This window comes from Actinomadura meridiana (assembly GCF_039537545.1).
Lineage (GTDB): Bacteria > Actinomycetota > Actinomycetes > Streptosporangiales > Streptosporangiaceae > Spirillospora > Spirillospora meridiana.
The window spans coordinates 506,109-527,480 of sequence record NZ_BAABAS010000006.1; the positions used below are offsets into that span (position 1 = coordinate 506,109).

The 21,372-nt window shown below is 70.7% G+C and carries 13 protein-coding genes; 10 read left to right on the plus strand and 3 right to left on the minus strand.

Going from position 1 to position 21,372, the window contains the following annotated elements; all coding sequences use genetic code 11:
• Positions 1-458 precede the first annotated feature (458 nt).
• Genes ABD808_RS15550 through ABD808_RS15565 form a run of 4 tightly spaced genes read left to right on the plus strand, consistent with a single transcriptional unit; the run spans position 459 to position 5,723 of the window.
• Entirely contained in the window at positions 459-1,445 is a 987-nt protein-coding gene (locus ABD808_RS15550) for an ABC transporter permease (protein WP_344896625.1), read from the plus strand.
• Positions 1,442-2,284 (plus strand): ABC transporter permease, encoded by an 843-nt coding sequence (locus ABD808_RS15555; protein WP_344896628.1) that lies wholly within the window; start codon positions 1,442-1,444, stop codon positions 2,282-2,284. The genes ABD808_RS15550 and ABD808_RS15555 overlap by 4 nt, the downstream gene beginning before the upstream one ends.
• A complete protein-coding gene (locus ABD808_RS15560; RefSeq protein WP_344896631.1) occupies positions 2,281-4,101 on the plus strand; it encodes an ABC transporter ATP-binding protein in 1,821 nt (606 codons plus the stop codon). Before ABD808_RS15555 ends, ABD808_RS15560 begins: the two co-directional genes overlap by 4 nt.
• Positions 4,098-5,723: an ABC transporter substrate-binding protein gene (locus tag ABD808_RS15565; RefSeq protein WP_344896634.1), complete on the plus strand. Its 1,626-nt coding sequence runs from the start codon at positions 4,098-4,100 to the stop codon at positions 5,721-5,723. The genes ABD808_RS15560 and ABD808_RS15565 overlap by 4 nt, the downstream gene beginning before the upstream one ends.
• Positions 5,724-5,782: 59 nt before the next feature.
• Here the strand turns inward: ABD808_RS15565 and ABD808_RS15570 are convergent, their stop codons facing one another.
• Both ABD808_RS15570 and ABD808_RS15575 read right to left on the minus strand, forming a co-directional pair.
• Entirely contained in the window at positions 5,783-6,409 is a 627-nt protein-coding gene (locus tag ABD808_RS15570) for a hypothetical protein (RefSeq protein WP_344896637.1), read from the minus strand.
• Positions 6,410-6,486: 77 nt separating this feature from the next.
• Entirely contained in the window at positions 6,487-11,976 is a 5,490-nt protein-coding gene (locus ABD808_RS15575; RefSeq protein ID WP_344896640.1) for an ATP-binding protein, read from the minus strand.
• Between the two features lie 197 nt (positions 11,977-12,173).
• Here ABD808_RS15575 and ABD808_RS15580 point away from each other — a divergent pair, with 197 nt between their 5' ends.
• Positions 12,174-12,527, plus strand: coding sequence for a hypothetical protein (locus ABD808_RS15580; RefSeq protein ID WP_344896643.1), 354 nt, complete (start codon positions 12,174-12,176; stop codon positions 12,525-12,527).
• Positions 12,528-12,672: 145 nt separating this feature from the next.
• On the opposite strand, the gene ABD808_RS15585 is transcribed toward ABD808_RS15580, so the two are convergent.
• A complete protein-coding gene (locus tag ABD808_RS15585) occupies positions 12,673-13,872 on the minus strand; it encodes an RNA polymerase sigma factor (RefSeq protein ID WP_344896646.1) in 1,200 nt (399 codons plus the stop codon).
• A 368-nt stretch (positions 13,873-14,240) separates the two neighbouring features.
• Between ABD808_RS15585 and ABD808_RS15590 the strand changes: the two genes are divergently transcribed.
• The 5 genes from ABD808_RS15590 (at position 14,241) to narI (ending at position 21,351) form a co-directional block, all read left to right on the plus strand.
• A complete protein-coding gene (locus ABD808_RS15590; protein WP_344896649.1) occupies positions 14,241-14,390 on the plus strand; it encodes a hypothetical protein in 150 nt (49 codons plus the stop codon).
• A 98-nt stretch (positions 14,391-14,488) separates the two neighbouring features.
• The gene (locus ABD808_RS15595) at positions 14,489-18,202 is read left to right on the plus strand and encodes a nitrate reductase subunit alpha (RefSeq protein WP_344896652.1); all 3,714 of its coding nucleotides are present in this window, start codon (positions 14,489-14,491) and stop codon (positions 18,200-18,202) included.
• 1 nt (position 18,203) lies between these two features.
• Entirely contained in the window at positions 18,204-19,946 is a 1,743-nt protein-coding gene (gene narH, locus ABD808_RS15600) for a nitrate reductase subunit beta (RefSeq protein ID WP_344896655.1), read from the plus strand.
• A 2-nt stretch (positions 19,947-19,948) separates the two neighbouring features.
• Positions 19,949-20,608 carry a nitrate reductase molybdenum cofactor assembly chaperone gene (gene narJ / locus ABD808_RS15605; RefSeq protein WP_344897941.1) on the plus strand — a complete coding sequence of 220 codons (660 nt, stop codon included), beginning with the start codon at positions 19,949-19,951 and terminating at the stop codon, positions 20,606-20,608.
• Entirely contained in the window at positions 20,605-21,351 is a 747-nt protein-coding gene (narI, locus tag ABD808_RS15610) for a respiratory nitrate reductase subunit gamma (RefSeq protein ID WP_344896658.1), read from the plus strand. The genes narJ and narI overlap by 4 nt, the downstream gene beginning before the upstream one ends.
• The last annotated feature ends 21 nt before the right edge of the window (positions 21,352-21,372 follow it).

Genomic DNA, 21,372 nt, shown 5'->3' on the forward strand with positions numbered 1-21,372 from the left:
CGCGCCACCGCCCCGGTTCGACTTTTCGTTTGTGCCCGTCGGACCCCATCGCCGGGGCCGACCTGGAGCGGCTCCGAGTATGTGAGTGAAGTGTTGTGATTGTCAACAGTAAGGGTTTGTCCAACTTGGACGGTTTCGTTCTGGATCGCTGGATCGAGGACGGTCGCGGGACTCCAGGAAGCACTGGTCGACGGGGCGCTGCGGCGGGTCGTGGTCTCGCGTCGGTCGTGAGTCGGCGTTGTTGATCTGCGTGTTCGCTCGCGTGGGTCGTCGCCGGGATTGCTTGAGAATCGGCCTCTTCGCTCGGCTCAGATAGGTGTGATGCCCGCGTGAAATGTGTCTGTTTTTAGACCTCAAGAGCGATATGCCCGCTGTCTCGTCAGCTGGACTCTTCCACTCTTCGGACTGTTGACATCGACAACACCGCAGAGCATTGTTCCGGACCACGAGGTGATGACGTGAAGTTGCGCGAACGTTCTCCCGGCGGTAAACGGCGGCTCTGGGTGGCCCGGCGGCTGCTGCTCGGCGTCGTCGTGGTGCTGCTGGTGTCGGTGCTGGTGTTCCTGGCGACGCAGGTGTTGCCGGGGGACGCCGCCCGCGCGGCGCTCGGCCGTGAGGCGACGCCGGACCGGGTCGCCGCGCTGCGCGCCGACCTCGGCCTGGACCGGCCGCTCCTTGAGCAGTACTTCTCGTGGCTGGGCGGCATTCTCACCGGGGACCTCGGCCACTCCCTGGTCACCCAGGAACAGGTCAGCACGCTCATCGGCGACCGGGTCGTCAACTCCGCGGTGCTGGTGCTGCTGTCCGCGGTGATCGTGGTGCCGCTGTCGGTCGCGGCGGGCGCGCTGAGCGGACGGTGGCGCGACCGTCCGGCCGACCGCACGATGCTCGTGGTCACTCTCGGCCTCACCGCGCTGCCGGAGTTCATCATCGCCTTGCTGCTGGTGATCCTGTTCGCGACCTCGGTGTTCCATCTGTTGCCCGGGACCGTCCTGCTGGCACCCGGGCAGAACCCGTTCAGCAACGTCGAACAGCTGGTGCTCCCGGTGGTCGCGCTGGTGCTGGGCGTCCTGCCGTATCTGACCCGGCTGGTCCGCGGCTCGGTGATCGACGTGTACGAGTCGGAGTACGTCCGCACCGCGCGGCTGAAGGGCGTACCGGAGCGCGTCGTGCTGCGCCGCCACGTCCTGCCGAACGCGCTCGTGCCCGCCATCCAGGGGACGGCGCTCGCGCTCGCCTACCTGACCGGCGGGGTCGTGGTCATCGAGCAGGTGTTCAACTATCCCGGCCTCGGCAGCGCCCTGGTGGACGCGGTGAACAACCGGGACGTCCCGGTGATCCAGCTGATCTGCCTGATCTTCGCCGTCTGCTACGTGGTGTTCAACCTCATCGGAGACGTCCTGACGGTGTACGTAACCCCCCGACTGCGAACGGCCGGACCATGAACACTGCACTGTTGCGTCGTTGCCTGCGCGAACCGCGTGTCCGTGTGGGGGTCGTGCTGACCGGGCTCGTCCTGCTGATCACCTTCGTCGGCCCCTTCTTCTCACCGCACGCGCACAACGACATCGTCGGCGCGCCCTACACGACCCCCAACGGCACGGCCCTGCTCGGCACCGACTACCTGGGGGAGGACGTGCTGTCCCGGGTGCTCGCCGGTGGGCGCAGCATCGTGTGGATCGCCTTCGTCGGCACCCTGCTGGGCGTCGCGGTCGGCGCCGCCATCGGCATGACCGCGGCCTACAGCGGCGGTGTCGTCGACGAGCTGCTCATGCGGACCATGGACGTCCTGCGCGCGTTCCCGCCCCTCGTACTGATCCTGCTGCTGCTCGCGATGGCCAAGGCCAGCGAGGGGCTGATGCCGCTGATCGTGGCGGTCGCGTGGGTGCCGCAGGTCGCGCGGGTGGCCTACGGCGCGGCGCGGGAGGTGGTGTCGCGGGAGTACGTCGAGTCGGCGGAGACGCTCGGCGCCCCGCGGCTGCGGATCGTCCGCAAGGAGATCCTGCCCAACGTGATGACGCCGCTGATGGTCGAGTTCGGGCTGCGGCTCACCTGGTCGATCGGCATCGTCACCGCGATGAGCTTCCTCGGCGTCGGGCTCCAGCCGCCCGCCGCCGACTGGGGACTGATGATCAAGGAGAACTACCAGGGCCTGGCCCTCCAGCCGTGGGGCGTGGTCCTCCCGGTGCTGTGCATCGCGGTGTTCACGTTCGGCACCAACCTGATCACCGAGGGATTCTCCTGGACGGTGGCGCGGGTCTCCTCCCAGGAAGGCGAGTCATGACGGCGGTGACGGTCACGGGCCTGCGCATCGACCTGGAGGGACGCGGCGTCGACGTCGTCGACTGCGTGGACTTCCAGATCGAGGCTGGCGAGGTGCTCGGCCTCGTCGGCGAGTCCGGCTCCGGCAAGACGACGGTCGGGCTGGCGCTGCTCGGCGACGCCCGGCGCGGCGCGCGGATCGTCGGCGGCACCGTGCTGATCGACGGCAGGGACGTCGCCAGCCTCAGCCAGGACAAGCTGACCGCGCTGCGCGGCAGCACCGTCGCGTACGTGCCGCAGGACCCGTCGATGGCGCTGAACCCGGCGCTGCGGCTCGGCAAGCAGCTCAACGAGCTGTTCGAGTTCCACGAGTCCGACGTGCCCGCCGACAAGCGGGACGAGCGGATCAGGACCACGCTCCGCGAGGTCGGGCTCGACTCCGACGAAGCCTTCCTCGCCCGTTTCCCGCACCAACTGTCGGGCGGTCAGCAGCAGCGCGTCGCGTTGGCGCTCGCGTTCTTGTTGCGCCCCCGCGTGATCGTGCTGGACGAGCCCACCACCGGCCTCGACGTCACGACGCAGGCGCGCGTGTTGCAGACCGTCCGGGAACTGTGCGCCGAACACCGGGTCGCGGCGCTGTACGTCACGCACGACATGGCGGTCGTCGCCGACCTGGCGCACCGGATCATGGTGATGTACGCCGGACGGGTCGTCGAGACCGGGTCCGGCGCCGAGATCTTCGGCCGGGCGGTGCACCCGTACACCCGGGCCCTGCTCGCCGCGGTGCCCGTGGTGTCGGAGCGCAGGCGGCTCGCCGCGATCCCCGGCGACACCCCGGCGCCCGGACGCCGCCCCGGCGGCTGCATGTTCCACCCCCGCTGTTCGGAGGCCGTCGCGGAGTGCGCGACGACCGTCCCCGAACCGATCGAGGTGGACGACGAGCACAGGGTCCTGTGCATCCGCGCCGACGACCTCGCGTCCGGGAAGGCCCCCGCCCCGACGCGGCTGTCGGACACCCGCACCGTGAACCAGGCCGACGTCCTGCTGAAGGTGTCGAACCTGGACGCCTTCCACGGCGGGCGCCAGATCCTGCACGACGTCTCCCTGGACCTGGCCCGCGGCGAATGCCTCGCGCTGGTCGGCGAGTCCGGCTGCGGGAAGACGACGCTGGCGCGCAGCATCATCGGCCTGCACCGCCAGCACAACGGCGGCATCACCTTCCGGGACGCCGCGATGGCGACCCGCGCCAGGGACCGGCCGCTCGACCAGCGGCGGGCCGTCCAGTACATCTTCCAGAGCCCCTACAACTCCCTGAACCCGCGCCGGTCGATCGGCGAGACCCTGCGCGAGCCGTTGTCGGTGCTGTTCTCCATGCCGTCCGCCAAGGCCAGGGCCACCGTCGCCGAGACACTGGAGCGTGTCTCACTCTCGGCGAGCATGGCGTCCGCCTACCCCAACGAGCTCTCCGGCGGGGAACGTCAGCGGGTCGCGATCGCGCGCGCCCTGGTGTGCCGTCCCGAGGTGCTGATCTGCGACGAGATCACCTCCGCGCTGGACGTGTCCGTCCAGGCGTCGATCGTCCGGCTGCTGCGCGAACTCCAGGACGAGGAGGGCCTCGCACTGCTGTTCGTGACGCACAACCTCGCGCTGGTCCGCACCATCGCCGACCGCGTCATCGCCATGCGGGAGGGCCGGCTCGTCGAGACCGGACAGGTCGACGACGTGCTCGACCGCCCCACAGACCCGTTCACCCGGAAGCTCATCGCGGCGACCCCCGAATTCGGTGCGGTTCCGGACAGTGTTCTAGCCGAACAACGGTCGCAGGAGGACCGCACATGACCACGCAACCACGACCGGGCCTGAGCCGGCGAGGGTTCCTCGGCACGGCCGCCGTGCTCGGCGTCACCGCCGCTGGTGGCAGCCTCGTCGCCTGCGGTGACGACAATGCCGCCAAGCCCGTCGGCAAGCCCCGCAAGGGCGGGCGGCTCACCATCGCGACCGGCGGTGCCAAGGGGTCGGACACCCTTGACCCGATGCTGCTCAACAGCGTCCCGGTCAGCTTCATGGCCCGCGTCCTCTACGACCAGCTCGCCGACTACGACAACCAGATGCAGTACCACCTGCAAATGGCCGAGCTGATCGAACCCAACTCCAACAACGACGAGTGGACGATTCGGATCAGGCAGGGCATCGAGTTCCACAACGGCAAGACCCTGGACGCCGATGACGTGATCTTCACGTTCAAGCGGGCGCTGACCCTGCCCGGGTCGGTGATCGTGGGCAAGTTCAAGCCGCTCGTCGACCCGAACAACATCACGAAGCTCGACGCCCGGACGATCCGGTTGAAGCTGAAGCGGCCCGCCGCGACGTTCCAGACCGCGCTGGCCAGCCCGTTCAAGATCGTCCCGGTGGGCTACGACCCCGGCAACCCGGTCGGCACCGGCCCGTTCAAGTACAAGAGCTTCACCCCGAACCGGCAGTGGGTCGTCGAACGGTTCGCCAACTACTGGAACGCGAACGGCAAGTCCGAGCTGAGCGACCATCCGGCCCCGGCGAGCCTCGGCGGCAAGCCGTACCTCGACGAGCTGGTCGTCAACGTCATCAACGACGACTCGGCCCGGATCGACGCGCTCGTCAGCGGGCAGGTCGACGCCATCAACATGCTCCAGTACTCGCAGATCCCGATCATCGAGAAGAACCCGCGCCTGGAGCTGATGGAGTCCAGGACCGGCGCGTGGACCGGGATCTACATGAACGCGGAGCAGGAGCCGTTCAACGACGTCCGGGTGCGGCAGGCGCTGCGGCTCGCCATCGACCGGGAGCAGGCGCTCACCGCGTGCCTGTCCGGGCACGGCGTCGTCGCGCACGACCTGCCCGAGCCGTTCGCCCCCGGCTACCCGAAGACGCTCCAGCGCAAGCGGGACGTCGCCAAGGCCAAGCAGCTCCTCAAGGAGGCCGGTAAGGAGGGCGTCTCCGTCGAGCTGGTCGCCGGTCCGGTGTCGATCGAGGCCGTGCCGATGGCGACCGTGCTCGCCCGCAACGCCGCCGAGATCGGCATGAACATCAAGGTCCGGCAGGTGGACACCGCGACGCTGTTCGGCCCGAACTTCCACAGCTGGAAGTTCTCTGTCGACAAGTGGCCGCCGCAGGGCAACTACCTGACGCTGATGTCACTGACCGACCTCGCCGAGTCGACGTCGCTGACCCACCTCGGCGGGGAGGACCTCAGCAAGCTGAAGTCGCTCTACGAGCAGGCCCAGGCCACCAGCGACAAGGCCAAGCAGGACCAGCTGACCCAGCAGATGTACCAGATCCAGTTCGACCGCGGCGGCTGGATCATCCCGTTCTTCGCCAACGTCGAGAACGCCCGCAACACCAGGAACGCCGGGTGGCCGAAGAACGACTTCTCGGGCCGCACCTTCGGCAACGCCCATTTCGAACAGGTCTATCTGACCTCCTGACGGCCGCGGGCCCCGATGGATTCCCCCCCCCGGACGGTCGGGGCCCGCGGTTCACTCCGTCATGGTGACTGGAGCCAGAAGTCGAGCAGGTCGTAGAAGACGGCCTCCTGGTCGAAGTGCGTCATCTGCTCGTCGCGCCAGGCGTGGTAGTCGGGCGGCATCCGCGTGCGCTCTCCCTCGCGGGCGGCCGTCAGCGAGGTGAAGTAGGCGACGCCGAACAGGTCGGCGTCGGGGCTGACGCAGAACATGCCGCCGATCATGTCGGGCCGCAGCCGGTCGAGGATCTCCTGGGCCTCGGGCGGGACGAACGGGCGGGCCGCGTCCTGGTCGCCGAGGTGCGTCTGGAGGATCTGGACGAAACGGGCGCGGCCGATGTCGTCGCGTCCGAACTCCTCCACGTCGGTGCACTCGGTGACGGTGACCTCGCCCTCGAACAGGTCGCGGACCTCGTCCCACCAGCGGACCTGCGCGCGTCGCCGGTCATTGCGGTGCGCGGCCCGCTCCGACGCGAAGCGCAGCAGGTTGACGTAGGCGCCGTCGTCGGTCACGCCGCCGGTGCTGCCCAGCCATCCGCGTGCGCCGGGAGCGACGTCCCGGTACCAGCGGTCCGCGGCCTCCCGCAGAGCCGCCGCGTCGCGCGTCCGGCCCCTGACGACCTGGACGCACAGTCTGCGCTGGCCGAACACGGCTCACCCCCCGGCCCAACGTTACCGGGCGCGCACCCACCGTCACGCGCCGCCGGGCCGGGGAGCGGGCCGGGACGTCAGTCCAGGTGGGCCTCGATGGCCTCGATGATCCGCGGCCGCAGCTCGGCGGCGCCGATGACGGCGTCCACGGAACCGACCTCGACCGCGCGCCGGATGTCGTGGACGCGGTCGAACTCCGCGGCCACCTCGCCCAGCTTCACCGCGTGCACCGACGCGCGGAGCTCGTCGAGCTCGGCGGTCAGCGCGGCGCGGTCGGCGCCGGTGGCCGCCGCGACCCTGGCCTCCAGGTCGCGGACGCGCCGGTCGGCGGCGGTGCGGGTGTCGACGTCACGGGCGAAGACCACGGCGGCTGCGGGCGCGCCGCCGAGGACGGAGGCGAAGGAGCCGTCGATGGCCAGGACGGTCATGTGCGGGTTGAGGGCCTTGGAGAACACCACGAAGGCGCCACCGTGGTAGCGGGAGATGACACAGAAGACGATCGGCCCTTGGAAGTTGACGATGGCCCGGCCGATCTCGGCGCCATATTCGAGCTGGAGTTTGCGCATGGATTCGGGCGAGCCGTCGAACCCGGACAGGTTGGCCAGCACGACCAGCGGCCGGTTGCCGGAGGCGGCGTTGATCGCCCGCGCCGCCTTCTTCGACGACTGCGGGAACAACGTCCCGGCGGTGTAGGTCGCGGGCCCGTCGGTGGGCGGGAACCCGCGCCGCGGCACGGCCAACGACTCGATGCCGAGCAGGCAGATCGGGATGCCGCCCAGGTGGGCGTCGTGGACGACGGCGGTGTCGGCGTCGGCCATCGCGGCCCAGCGTTCCAGGACGGGGTGGTCCTGGTCGGTGAGGGCGCGCATCACGGTGCGGATGTCGAACGGCTTCTTGCGGTCGGGGTTGGTGCGGGCGGAGAAGATGTCCCCGACGGTGGTGAAGTCGCTGCCCTCCACCGTGTGCGGGAACTCCCGCACATCCCGGTCGACCGGGTCGGAGGTGCGGGCGCGACGCGGGGCGGTCTCCCCAGGCGCGATGTAGGTGTGGTCGTAGTGGGCCATCAACACGTCACGCGCGGCGGCCAGGTTCGGCGCCCAGTACTGGGCTTGGCCGTTGGGGCCCATGACCCGGTCGTAGCCGCCGATGCCGAAGTTGTCCTCGGCCGAGACGCCGCCGGAGAAGTCCAGGGCCTGCTTCCCGGTCAGCACCATCGCCGAGTCGGGGGTCATGACCAGGATGCCCTTGGTGTGCATGAGCATGGTCGCTTCGGCGTTCCAGTACGGCTGGGCGCCGACGTTGATGCCGGTGACCACGATGTTGATCTCGCCGCCGTCCTGGGTGAACTCGACGATCCGCTTGAGCGCGGCGGCGATCCAGTCCATGTTCTCGGTGCCCGACTCCATGGAGATCCGGGCGCCCGAGGACAGCGCGTACCACTCGACCGGCACCCGCATCCGCTCGGCCAGGTCGAGAGCGGCGATCACGCGGCGGCACTCCGGCTCCGACAACGCGCCCAGGGACTTGGTCGGGTCGCCGAGGAGCACGACCCGCTTGACGCCTTCGCGGTGTCGCCGGGTCCGCGTGGAGACCACGCCCGCGACCATCGCGGCGGTGTTGCGTCCCTTCGGCCGGTCGACCGGCACCAGCGCGTGGGGCTGTTCGGCGACTTCGTCGAGGTCGTGTTCGACGAAGTCGCCGAGCAGGCCCGTCAGCTCGTACGGGTACACCGTGTTGCGGCTGCTCGCGCGCAGCACCTTCTGCCTGTAGTCGTCGATGGGCTCGACAGGCTCGTCCGACGGCTCGCCGACGGTCAGCGCGGTGCCCCCGGTCGCGTCGAACGAGACCCGCACGGCGATCTTGTGCAGCTCGCCGGTCCGCGAGTGGCGCTGCCGCGCGATGAACAGGATCTCCTCGAGCCCGGCGCCGTCGGTCGTCGGCAGCACGCGCTCGGCGATCATCTCCAGCTCGGCGCGGGTGATGCCGCTCGGCGGCCACACGTACACGACGATCCGGTTGGTGTTGAAGCGCTTCTTGGACGGCCGCCGCTCCCGCGCCCGCCGGATCGAGTCGAGGCACGCGGCGATGGTGTACTCGGCGGTCGGCAGCGCGAGCAGCCTGCCGTCGTGGTCGCGCAGCTCGGTCAGGTTGCGGACCTGCGCGAACGCGGCGAGACGCTCGTCGGACGGGTTCTCCCGCGCCGCGCACTGGAAGAGGTAGACCTCCTCGTCGGCGGACGGCAGCCGGGTCAGGTCGAACTTGCCCAGCCGCTCCATCTGCATCCGCTGCGCGATGTACGGGTGCAGGCCCCGGATCAGCCGCTCCTCCGCCATCCCGGTCGTCGCCGGGCGGAAAGTGAAGTGGTGGTGCATCACCGCGCCGCCGCTGCCCGCGACCGTGGTGGTGATCCTGCGGATCCGCTCCGGCAGCGGCCTCGCGTTGAGGGCCTCCTGCAACGCGGCCGCCATCGCGTCGAAGTCGTCCGGCTGGTTCTCCCAGGAGAGGTAGATGTCGGCGTCGGTCCCCGCCTCGTCGTTGGTGACCAACTCGTCGAGGCCGCGCAGCGCGCCGTCCAGCGCGTCGAAGCCGACGGCGGTGGAGACGACCGTCGAGCCCGCGCGCTCGGCGATCACGAACTCGCAGCCCCCGACCTCGCGGGTGCGGACGCCGGTCAGGCCCTTGTTGCCGTAGTAGCGCCGGGTCAGCACCTCCAGCAGGACCGCGTTGTCGCGGTCGTGCCGGTCGAGCCGCCTGCTGAGCAGCCGCACCAGCGGCTCGGTGCTGCGCACCATCTCCGCGACGCGCTCGGCGCGGTCGGGCGCGTCCGGGTTCGCGTCCAGATGGCGCAGGTGCTTGCGGACGTCGGCGTACACGCGGGCGCGGTTGCGGCGCAGCAGCGGCTGGGCGAACCAGGAGAACACCACGCCGCGCGCCAGGTCGGCGACCATCGGGAAACGGACCTGCGTCGCCGCGACGAGCCGTTCCAGCGCGAACCCGATGGGCTCGTGCAGCGGCTGGTCCGGCGGCGGCTCGCGCAGCCAGGCCCGCAGCAGTGTCGCGACGGCCCTGGCGTCGGCGGCCGACCGCTGCTGCGCGAGGAAGATCCGGAACACGGCGGCCTCCAGCTCCGGCGAGCGGTCGAGGCCGGTGACGCCGTAGTGCCCGAGCGCCTTGGCGAGCCGGTCCTGGAACGCCTCGGGGACCCCCGCCCGGTCGACGTCGAGGCTCTGGAGATAGGTGTGGAAGTACTCGCGGGCGCTGTGCACGTGGCTGCCGTCGCCGCCGTCCTTGCCGGCGTCGCTCCTGGCGGGCCGGTTGCGGCCCAGCTCGGCGAGGTCGGTGAACACGTCGAGGAGTTCCAGTTCGCCGGTCAGCTGCCGGTCGCCGTCGGCGGCGGCCTCGCGGCGGGCGGCGAGGTAGCCGTCCAGGACCCGGCGCTCGTCGTGCGGGTCGACGTCGAAGCCGAGCAGCAGGCCGCGCAGGTCCTGCTGGCCGAGGGCGGCGCGTTCGCGCGCCGAGAGCACCTCGGACGCGGCGGGCAGGTCGAGCTCGACGGCCCCGACCTCGGCGTCGTCGGCGTCCTCGGTGTCGTCGGCGAGCGGTTCGAGGCGCAGCAGCGGCGCGCCGGTCTCGACCTGGCTGCCGACGGACACGACGCATTCCTTCAGCCGCGCCCTGAACGGCGCCCGCAGCACCGTCTCCATCTTCATGCTCTCCAGCACCAGGACGGGCGCGCCCGCCTCGACCTCGGCGCCGGGCTTCAGCGGCGTGGCGACGACCAGCGCGGGCGCGGGGGAGCGGACGACGCCGCCCTCGTCCCGGCTGACCCGGTGCGTGACGCCGTCGACCTCGACCAGGTGGACGGGCCCGTGCGTGCCGGTGAGGAGCCGGTACCGGGCGCCGTTCACGACGATCTGCCCGGTGTGCCGGTCGAAGCGGTCGAGTTCGACGACGGCGGTGCGGACCTCGCCGCCCGCCTCCACGCCGACGCGGAACCGGTGCGCGCCGACCCGCGCGACGCGCAGCCGGTAGGTGGCGCCGCGCAGCTTGAGGTCGAGCGGGCGGCCGCTCTCGTGCTGGACCTGGGGACGCCCGCCGAACGCCGTGGACAGCAGCCGCTGCCGCTCGGCGCGCTCCTCCTCCTCGTACGCCTCGATGGCGGCGGCGGCCAGCGCGACCGCCGAGTGCCGGTGCGAGACCAGCTCGCCCTCGCCGCGGACGCGGTCGATCCAGCCGGTGTCGGCGCTGCCGTCGATCACCTCGGGCCGGTCGAGCAGGTCGAGCACGAAGCTCTTGTTCGTCGCGCCGCCCTCGATGATCACGGTGGTCTGCGCCATCGCCCGGCGCAGCCTGCCGAGCGCCTCGTCCCGGTCGCGGCCGTACGCGATGATCTTGGCGATCATCGAGTCGAAGTCGGCGGGGATGACGTCGCCCTCGCGGACGCCGGTGTCGACCCGGACGCCGGGCCCGGCGGGCAGGTCGAGGCGCGCGATGCGGCCCGGGGACGGCGCGAAGTCGCGGTCCGGGTCCTCGGCGTTGAGCCGGGCCTCGATGGCGTGCCCGCGCTCGGGCGGCGGCGAGCCGTCCAGCCGTCCGCCGGACGCGACGAACAGCTGCGCCTTGACCAGGTCGAACCCGGTGGTGGCCTCGGTGATCGGGTGCTCGACCTGGAGCCGGGTGTTGACCTCGAGGAACGCGAACAGCCGGTCGCCGGGGTGGTACAGGAACTCGACGGTCGCCGCGCCCCGGTAGCCGACCGCGACGGCGAGCCGCTCGGCGGACTCCTTCAGCTCGGCGGCCTGCTCGGCGGACAGCACCGGCGAGGACGACTCCTCGATGACCTTCTGGTTGCGGCGCTGCACCGAGCAGTCGCGGACGCCGAGCGCCCACGCGGTGCCCTGACCGTCCGCGATCACCTGGACCTCGACGTGCCGGGCGCCGGTGACGAGCCGTTCCAGGAACACGACGCCGCTGCCGAACGCGCGGGCGGCCTCCTGGCTGGTGCGCTCGTAGGCGTCGGCCAGCTCGGCGCCGTCGGTGATCACGCGGATGCCGCGTCCGCCGCCGCCCGCCGTGGCCTTCAGCATCAGCGGGTAGCCGATCCGCTCGGCGGCGCTCAGCGCGGCGTCCAGGCTCTCGACCGGGCCGCGGCTCCACGGCGCGACCGGCACCCCGACCTCCTCGGCGATCAGCTTGGCGCCGATCTTGTCGCCGAGCTTGCGCATGGCGTCCGCGCTCGGCCCGACGAAGGTCACGCCGATGCGGTCGCACAGCTCAGCGAACGCCGGGTCCTCGGCGACGAAGCCCCAGCCCACCCAGGCGGCGTCGGCGCCCGACTCGACGAGCGCGCGCTCCAGCACCTCCAGGTCGAGGTAGGGGCGGGCGGACGCGGGACCCAGGTCATAGGACAGGTCGGCCTCGCGGACGAAGGTGGCGGCGCGGTCGACGTCGGTGTGCAGAGCCACCGTCTCGATCCGCGTCCCGGTCTCCGCGGCGATGTCCCGTACGGCGTGGATGAGGCGCATGGCGGCCTCACCGCGGTTGACGATGGCGACACGACTGAACACCGGATCGAGCCCTCCAGTAGACGACGATGCGCGCACCGGGACACGGGGCGACCCCCGGCGATGATGTTCACCTTTCCGCGTACGACCGTCCGGCGCCATATCGGAGACATCGCACACTGAGCGGCTCGAGTTGTGGGAAACGTGCAAAGCCGCGTCCGGCCCGTCCCGGTGTCGGACGGCGGCGGTAGGGTCGGGACATGTCGCGGCGCCGGTTCGAACACGCCATGGAGCGCATGCGGGCGGACGAGCCGAAGGCCCGCGAGGACGGCTTCGACTTCCTCCGCGAACACGCCGACGCCTATGTCGACGACCTGGTCACGGAGTTCACCGCCGGGCGCCGTGATCATGTCGACGATCATGGTCTGCGCTGCCGCCTGCTCGAACTCATCGCCGAGGCGCGGTCCGCGACGGCGCTCGACCTGTTCCGCGACCAGGCGCGGAGCGACGACGAGTCGCTGCGGTTCTGGGCCGTCCGCGGCTTGGAGATGCTCGACAGCCGCGAGGCCGAACAGGCGCTCGACGAGGCCCGCGCCGACGGCTGGATTCCCTGACGCCCGATCCCGTGACTCTGGATCCCACGACAGGCCCGTGGCAGCGCCGTGGCAGCGCCGTGACAGCGCCGTGGCAGTGCCGTGACAGCGCCCTGACAAGAACAAGGGGGCGCGCCGCGGGCACGCCCCCTTGTGTGATGGTCCGTCAGCCCGCCAGGCCCCCGAGGATGGGGGAGGTGACGTGCCCGATGACGTCGGTGACGGGGTCGAGCGGGCCCTCCGTGCGCGACCCGTCTTCGGGCGGCTGCTCGGTCGGCGGCTGCTCGGTCGGGTTCGGAGAGGGCGTCCCCGGGTCCTCCCGCGTGTCGGTCGGGGGAGTGGTGGGGGGCGGGGTGGACGGGTCGCTCGGCGGTGGCGGCGTCGTCCGGCCGGTCGTGCCGCCGCCGGGGCTGCCGGGCCGCTCGTTGACCGGGGTGGTGGCGCCCGACGTCGGCGCCGGGTCCGGTGCCGGGACGCCGGCCCGTGGCACGTCCACCGGACGGTCCGGGACGCCCGCCTTGCTGGTCATGCCGCCCGCGGGGGCGGGGCCCGGCAGGTTGTTGCCGCCGTGCGGCCCGAGGGCGTTCGCCGTGCCCTCGCCCGGGGAGGGCCAGGTCATCAGCAGGCCGACCGTGACGGAGGCCGCGACTCCGGCCACGCCGCCGACGCCCTTGATGAGGGCCCTGCGGCGACGGCTGCGGTCCCGCGCCGGGTCGGCGCCGGGGCCGGTGTCCGGGCCGATCACGACGAGCGGGCCGGTCGCGGTCTCGGGTTCGGTGAGCACGCCGTCGAGCCGGTCGAGCGGGTCGTCCGCCACGGCGACCACGTGGTCGCGCAGCGGGGCGGGCGCCCAGGCGGGCGCGCGGCGGGCGAGCAGGTGCGGGAGCCGCCCCTGCTCGAACGCCGCGATGACGTCCATGTGGTCGGCGGCGTCGGCGGTGCCGCGCATCAGGGCGTCCAGGACGCTGCTTTCCAGCGTGGTGCGCGCCTTGTGCAGGAGCCTGCGCACGTCGTCCGGGGAGACGGCGAGGACGCGGGCGAGGTCGTTGACGTCCAGCCATTCGCCCGCGTAGAGCAGCAGCGCCTCGCGGTATTCGGCGGGCAGGTCGCTCGCCGCGTTCAACAACGGGTCGGTGACGTTCTGGGCGAGGCGGTGACGCGCGTCGAACGCGCCTCGCTGAGTGCAGACCGTGCGGACGAGTTGGTGCAGGAAGAGCACCGTTTCGCCGCGCGGGGGACGCCGCATCGCTTCGGTGAACACGTCCTTGAACGCGTCGGGCGCGCCGTGGTCGCCGAGCAGCGACCAGCAGTGCGCGTAGAGGCGGTGGGCGTGGGCGTCGTAAAGGGTTTCCAAGTCCCCAGGCATGTGACCTCCTGGTGAGGTGGCCGTGGGAGCAGCCGTTCGGAGAGCGGACAGGAGCGGGGGCGGCCGCGGCACGCCTGGGCACGGGACTCTAGTGCAAATGTATGGCGGATGAAAAGTGAATGACCTCTGAGACGTAGATAATTCGACCCAGCGTAAGGCACTGATTGTGACCTGTCATGTTCGGCGGCATTAGCCGAACCGTGATGGGAGACTCCGTCCGATCGGTGCGTTTGTGCAGGTCATCACCGGAATTGACGCTGCCCTGACGGCGGCCTGCGCCTGGTCGCGGACGCCCCGTCCGGCACCCCCGCCGCGCTCTCCAAGATCATTTGAAGGATGGCAGGTCAGAAGGCCCGTGGCGTCCGGATGTGGGCACCGTGACGGCCCGGCGCGCCGCGTTCCTGAACGTTCCATTTTTCTTCGCGGTAGACGCGATTCGCGATCCGGCGCCCCATCACGCGACGATCACGGGACCGAACGGAATTCGCCTGACGGTCGGCCGCGCCGCCGCCGGGTGATCAGGGAGGGTGCCGTGGCCAGGGACCAACGGCCCTTGTCGGTGGTTAGGAGCCTCCGTCAGGGTGAGAACCGCGGAAGCCGACGAAGGGAATCCTGAGTGAGTTCGACCAAGGGCCGACCGGGGCTGGACGGGCCGCTGGAGGACGCGCTGGTGAGCACGCGCCGGTACTTCACCAAGGCCCGGGTGTCGCCCGACCTGCGGACGATGACCAGGACCGGCGGGCGGCAGGCGGACGCCTTCTACCGCGACCGCTGGTCGCACGACAAGGTGGTGCGGTCGACCCACGGGGTGAACTGCACCGGGTCCTGTTCGTGGAAGGTGTACGTCAAGGACGGCATCATCACCTGGGAGGCGCAGCAGACCGACTACCCGTCGGTCGGCGCCGACCGGCCCGAGTACGAGCCGCGCGGCTGTCCGCGTGGCGCGTCCTTCTCCTGGTACACCTACTCGCCGACGCGCGTCCGGTATCCGTACGTGCGCGGCGTGCTGCTGGAGATGTACCGGGAGGCGCGGGCGCGGACGGGCGACCCGGTGGCGGCGTGGCGGGAGATCGTGTCCGATCCGGAGCGCGCGCGGAAGTACAGGTCGGCGCGGGGACGCGGCGGGCTGGTGCGCGCCTCCTGGGACGAGGCCACGGAGATCATCGCGGCCGCGCACGTCCATACGATCGCCGAGTACGGCCCCGACCGGATCGCGGGGTTCTCCCCGATCCCGGCGATGTCGATGGTGTCGCACGCGTCGGGCGCCCGGTTCGTGTCGCTGATCGGCGGGACGATGCTGTCGTTCTACGACTGGTACGCCGACCTTCCGGTGGCGTCCCCGCAGGTGTTCGGCGACCAGACCGACGTGCCCGAGTCGGGCGACTGGTGGGACGCCGGGTACCTGATCATGTGGGGTTCCAACCTGCCGGTGACGCGGACGCCGGACGCGCACTGGATGACCGAGGCCCGCTATCGGGGCCAGAAGGTCGTGGCGGTCTCCCCGGACTACGCCGACAACGTCAAGTTCGCCGACGAGTGGTTGGCCGCGCAGCCGGGCACGGACGGCGCGCTCGCGATGGCGATGGGCCACGTCATCCTCAAGGAGTTCTTCGTCGACCGGCAGGTGCCGTACTTCACCGACTACGTGAAGCGGTACAGCGACCTGCCGTTCCTGGTGCGGTTGGAGGAGCGCGACGGCGTCCACGTCCCCGGGAAGTTCCTCACCGCCGCCGACCTGCCGGGCGCCGAGGCGGGGTCGGAGAACGCCGCGTTCAAAACCGTCGTTCTGGACGCGGAGACCGGGCATCCGCTCGTTCCGAACGGGTCGCTGGGGTTCCGGTACGGCGAGTCCGGCGAGGGCCGCTGGAACCTGGACCTGGGCGATGCCGACCCGCTGCTGACCGTCGCGGGCGGGGAGGGCGGCAGGGCCGTCGAGGTCGAGTTGGCCCGGTTCGACGCCGTCGACGGGACGCCGGGAACGCTCCGGCGCGGCGTCCCGGTCCGCGACGTCGGCGGCCACCTGGTCACGACCGTCTACGACCTGCTCCTCGCCCAGTACGGCGTCGGACGGGACGGGCTGCCCGGCGCGTGGCCGTCCGGGTACGACGACGCCGCCGAGCCCGGCACGCCCGCCTGGCAGGAGACCTTCACGGGCGTCCCGGCGCGGGCCGCCGAGCGGATCGGCCGCGAGTTCGCCGCCAACGCCGAGGAGTCGCGCGGCCGCTCCATGATCATCATGGGCGCGGGCACGAACCACTGGTTCCACTCCGACACGATCTACCGGGCGTTCCTGGCGCTGACGACGCTGACCGGCTGCCAGGGCGTGAACGGCGGCGGCTGGGCGCACTACGTCGGGCAGGAGAAGTGCCGCCCGCTGACCGGGTGGGCGCAGCTCGCGGGCGCGCTGGACTGGTCCCGTCCGCCCCGGCAGATGATCGGCACCGCGTTCTTCTACCTGCACACCGACCAGTTCCGCTACGACCAGTTCGACGCGGCCACCTTGTCGGCCGCAGGGTCGGCGGCGAACGGCGGCGGCCGGTTCGCCGGACGCTCCACCGCCGACGTGATCGCGCAGGCGGCACGGCTCGGCTGGATGCCGTCCTACCCCACGTTCGACCGCAACCCCCTGGACCTCGCCGACGAAGCGGAGGCAGTGGGGACGCCGATCGGCGAGCACATCGTGGGCGAGTTGAAGGCGGGCCGCCTCAAGTTCGCCTGCCAGGATCCCGACGCCCCGGAGAACGTGCCGCGCGTGCTGACGGTGTGGCGGTCGAACCTGCTCGGCTCGTCCGCGAAAGGTAACGAGTACTTCCTGCGGCACCTGCTCGGCGCGGCCGACGCCGTCCGCGCCGACGAGACCCCGCCGGAGCTGCGGCCGAAGGAGGTCGTCTGGCGGGACGAGGCCCCGACCGGCAAGCTCGACCTGCTGCTCTCGCTCGACTTCCGGATGACCAGCACCACGATCTACTCCGACGTCGTGCTCCCGGCAGCGACCTGGTACGAGAAGCACGACCTGAGCACCACCGACATGCACCCGTTCGTGCACTCGTTCAACCCGGCGATCGGTCCGCCGTGGCAGACCCGCAGCGACTGGCGCGCGTTCCAGGACATCGCGGTCCAGTTCAGCCGTCTCGCAGAGGGGAGACTCGGCGTCCGCAAGGACGTCGTCGCGGTGCCGCTCCTGCACGACACGCCGGACGAGATGGCCGTCCCGCACGGCCGCGTCGCCGACTGGGCCGACGGTGAGGTCGAACCCGTCCCGGGCGTGACGATGCCGAAGCTGGTGACGGTGGAGCGCGACTACCCGGCGGTCGCGGCGAAGATGGCCGCGCTCGGCCCGCTCGCCGAACGGCTCGGCGCGACCACCAAGGGCGTCACGTTCGACCTGGCCGACCAGGTCGACTACCTGCGCGACAAGAACGGCGCCGTGCGCGGCGGACCGGCGGACGGCCGCCCGTCGCTGCGCCGCGACGTCCACGCCTGCGAGATGATCCTCGCCTTCTCCGGCACGACCAACGGGCGGCTCGCCACCCAGGGGTTCCGTGCCGTGGAGCGCCGCACCGGCACGCGGCTCGCGGACCTCGCCGCCGAGCACGAGGGCAAACGGATCACGTTCGCCGACACGCAGGCGAGCCCCGTCCCGGTCATCACGTCGCCGGAGTGGTCGGGGTCGGAGAGCGGCGGACGTCGCTACTCGCCCTTCACGATCAACGTCGAGCGGCTCAAACCGTGGCACACCCTCACCGGACGGCAGCACTTCTATCTCGACCACGACTGGATGGCCGAGCTGGGCGAGCAGCTCCCCACATTCCGGCCACCCCTGAACATGCACGCGCTGTTCGGCGAACCCGAACTCGGGGAGACGGGCGAACTGGGACTGACCGTCCGGTACCTCACTCCGCACAACAAGTGGTCGATCCACTCGGAGTACCAGGACAACCTGTTCATGCTGTCGCTGTCGCGCGGCGGCCCGGTGATCTGGATGAGCGGGACGGACGCCGCCAAGATCGGCGTGCGCGACAACGACTGGATCGAGGCGGTCAACCGCAACGGCGTCGTGGTCGCCCGCGCGATCGTCACGCACCGGATGCCCGCCGGGACGGTGTACATGTACCACGCGCAGGACAAGCTGATCGACGTGCCGCGTTCGGAGACGTCCGGACGGCGCGGCGGCATCCACAACTCGCTGACCCGGCTGCTGATCAAGCCGTCCCATCTGATCGGCGGGTACGCGCAACTGTCGTTCGCGTTCAACTATCTCGGCCCGACCGGCAACCAGCGTGACGAGATCACCGTGATCCGCCGCCGCTCGCAGGACGTGGAGTACTGACATGCGCGTCATGGCCCAGATGGCGATGGTGATGAACCTCGACAAGTGCATCGGGTGCCACACGTGCTCCGTCACTTGCAAGCAGGCGTGGACGAACCGTTCGGGCGTGGAGTACGTGTGGTTCAACAACGTTGAGACTCGTCCCGGGCAGGGCTATCCGCGCCGGTACGAGGACCAGGAGCGCTGGCGCGGCGGCTGGACGCTCAACCGATGCGGCCGCTTGGCCCTCAAGGGCGGCGGACGCATCCGCAAGCTGCTCACCATCTTCGCCAACCCGAAGCTCCCGGGCATGGCCGACTACTACGAGCCCTGGACCTACGACTACGAGACCCTCACCGACGCGCCACTCCAGGAGCACACGCCGGTCGCGCGGCCGAAGTCGCTACTGTCCGGCAAGGACATGAAGGTGTCGTGGTCGGCGAACTGGGACGACGACCTCGGCGGGTCCATCGAGCACGGCGACCGGGACGTCCTGCTCAAGCAGATCTCCGACAAGGTGAAGCTGGAGTTCGACCAGACCTTCATGTTCTATCTGCCCCGGATCTGTGAACACTGCCTGAACCCGTCGTGCGCGGCGTCGTGCCCATCTGGCGCCATCTACAAGCGCACCGAGGACGGCATCGTCCTCGTCGACCAGGACCGATGCCGGGGCTGGCGGATGTGCGTGTCGGGCTGCCCGTACAAGAAGATGTACTTCAACCACCGCACCGGCAAGGCGGAGAAGTGCACGTTCTGCTTCCCGCGCATCGAGGTCGGCATCCCCACCGTCTGCTCGGAGACCTGCGTCGGACGGCTGCGCTACATCGGCCTGATGCTCTACGACGCCGACAAGGTCCTCGAAGCCGCGTCCACCCCTGATGACACCGGCCTGTACGAGGCGCAACGCGAGGTGTTCCTCAACCCGAACGACCCGGCGGTCGTCGCGGCAGCCGAACGCGAGGGCATCCCCGACGACTGGATCGAGGCGGCGCAGCGGTCTCCGGTCTACGCGCTCATCAACACCTACAAGGTGGCGCTGCCCCTGCACCCGGAGTACCGGACGATGCCGATGGTCTGGTACATCCCGCCGCTGTCACCGGTCGTGGACGTCGTCCGCGACACCGGACATGACGCCGAGGACGCCGGGAACCTGTTCGCCGCGATCGACGCGCTGCGCATCCCCGTCGAGTACCTCGCCGAGCTGTTCACCGCTGGGGACATCGCGCCGGTCGACGCCGTCCTGCGCCGCCTCGCCGCGATGCGGTCCTACATGCGCGACCTCAACCTGGGCCGTGACGCCGACGAGGCGATCCCGTCCGGCGTCGGCATGACCGGCGAGGCGATGTACGAGATGTACCGGTTGCTGGCGCTCGCCAAGTACGACGAGCGGTACGTCATCCCCACCGCGCACGCCGAACAGGCCCACGACCTCGAAGAACTCGCCACCGACTGCGCGCTGGACTACGAGGGCGGGCCCGGCATGGGCGGCTCCGGCGCCGCCGGGGGCTCGGGACCGTTCGGAGAAGGGTCCGGCGGCGCGAACCCCATCGCCGTGGAGAACTTCCACATGCTGCGGCAACGGCAGACGTCCGACCGCCCGACCGACCCCACCGACAAGCGGCACCGCGTCAACCTCCTCAACTGGGACGGCAAGGGAACCCCCGCCGGGCTGTTCCCGCAACGGACCGAGGACCAGGAGCCAGGGCCGGACGGCACGAACCCGCCCGCCGACTCCGGCCACGCCGAAACGGAGCCCAAGCCGTGAGAATGAAACGCGCGACCAAGCCCGGCTTCAGCGACACCGAGCTGGCCACGGCCTGGCAGGCGGCGTCGCTGCTGCTCGGCTATCCCGACGCGGAGCTGCTGGAACGCCGTCCGCTGCTGCGCCGCGCCGCCGACAGCGTGCCGGACGCGGTCGGAACGCACCTCCGGGCCTTTCTCGACCACCTGGACGCCACGCCCCTGAACGACCTGGCAGCCGACTACGTGGCCACCTTCGACCACCGCAAACGCTGCTGCCTCTACCTCACCTACTACGCCTACGGCGACACCCGGAAACGCGGCATGGCGCTGCTGCGTTTCAAGCAGGCGTACCAGGCGGCCGGGCTCGACCTCGATGACGCCGAACTGCCCGACCACCTGGCCGTCGTCCTCGAATTCGGCGCCACCGGCGACCTCGCCACCGGACGCCGCCTGCTCTTGGAGAACCGCGCGGGCCTCGAACTGCTGCGGCTCGCCCTCGCCGAGTCGGCCTCGCCGTGGCGGAACGTCCTGGACGCGGTCGCCGCGACGCTGCCGCCACTGACCGGCCGCACCGAGGACGCCGTGGCCCGCCTCGTTGCCGAAGGGCCACCCGAAGAACAGGTCGGCCTCGCCCCGTACGAACCCGTCCTGCTGCCCGACCCGGTGATCGGAGTCCGCTCATGAACGGCGACGACCCGGGCGTGCTCGGCATCCTGTTGTGGGGCGCCCTGCCGTACGTCGCCATCGCGGTGTTCGTCCTCGGACACATCTGGCGCTACCGGTACGACAAGTTCGGTTGGACGACCCGTTCGTCCCAGCTCTACGAGAGCCGCCTGCTGCGCGTCGGCAGCCCGCTGTTCCACTTCGGCATCCTCGTCGTTCTGCTCGGGCACGTGGGCGGGCTCGTCATCCCGGCCAGTTGGACGGAGGCCGTCGGGATCAGCGAGCACACCTACCACGTGATCGCGGTCGTCCTCGGCAGCGTCGCGGGCTTCAGCACGCTCGCGGGCCTCACGATCCTCATCTACCGCCGCCGGACGGTCGGCCCGGTGTTCTCCGCGACGACCCGCAACGACAAGCTCATGTACGCGGTGCTGGCCCTCACCATCGTGCTCGGACTCTCCGCCACCGTCGTCGCCAACATCGTCAACGGCGGCTACAACTACCGGGAGTCGGTCTCGCCCTGGTTCCGGTCGATCTTCTACCTGCGACCGGACCCGGACCTCATGAGCGGCGATGTCCCGATCCTGTTCAAGCTGCACGCCCTCAGCGCGTTGGCGCTGTTCTGCATCTGGCCGTTCACCCGCCTGGTCCACATGCTCACCGCGCCGATCGGCTACCTGACCCGCCCCTACATCGTCTACCGCAGCCGTGACGAACAGCTCGGCCTGCACGGCCCACCGCGCGGCTGGGACCGCGTCACCTGAGACCCGGTTGATATAGAGAAT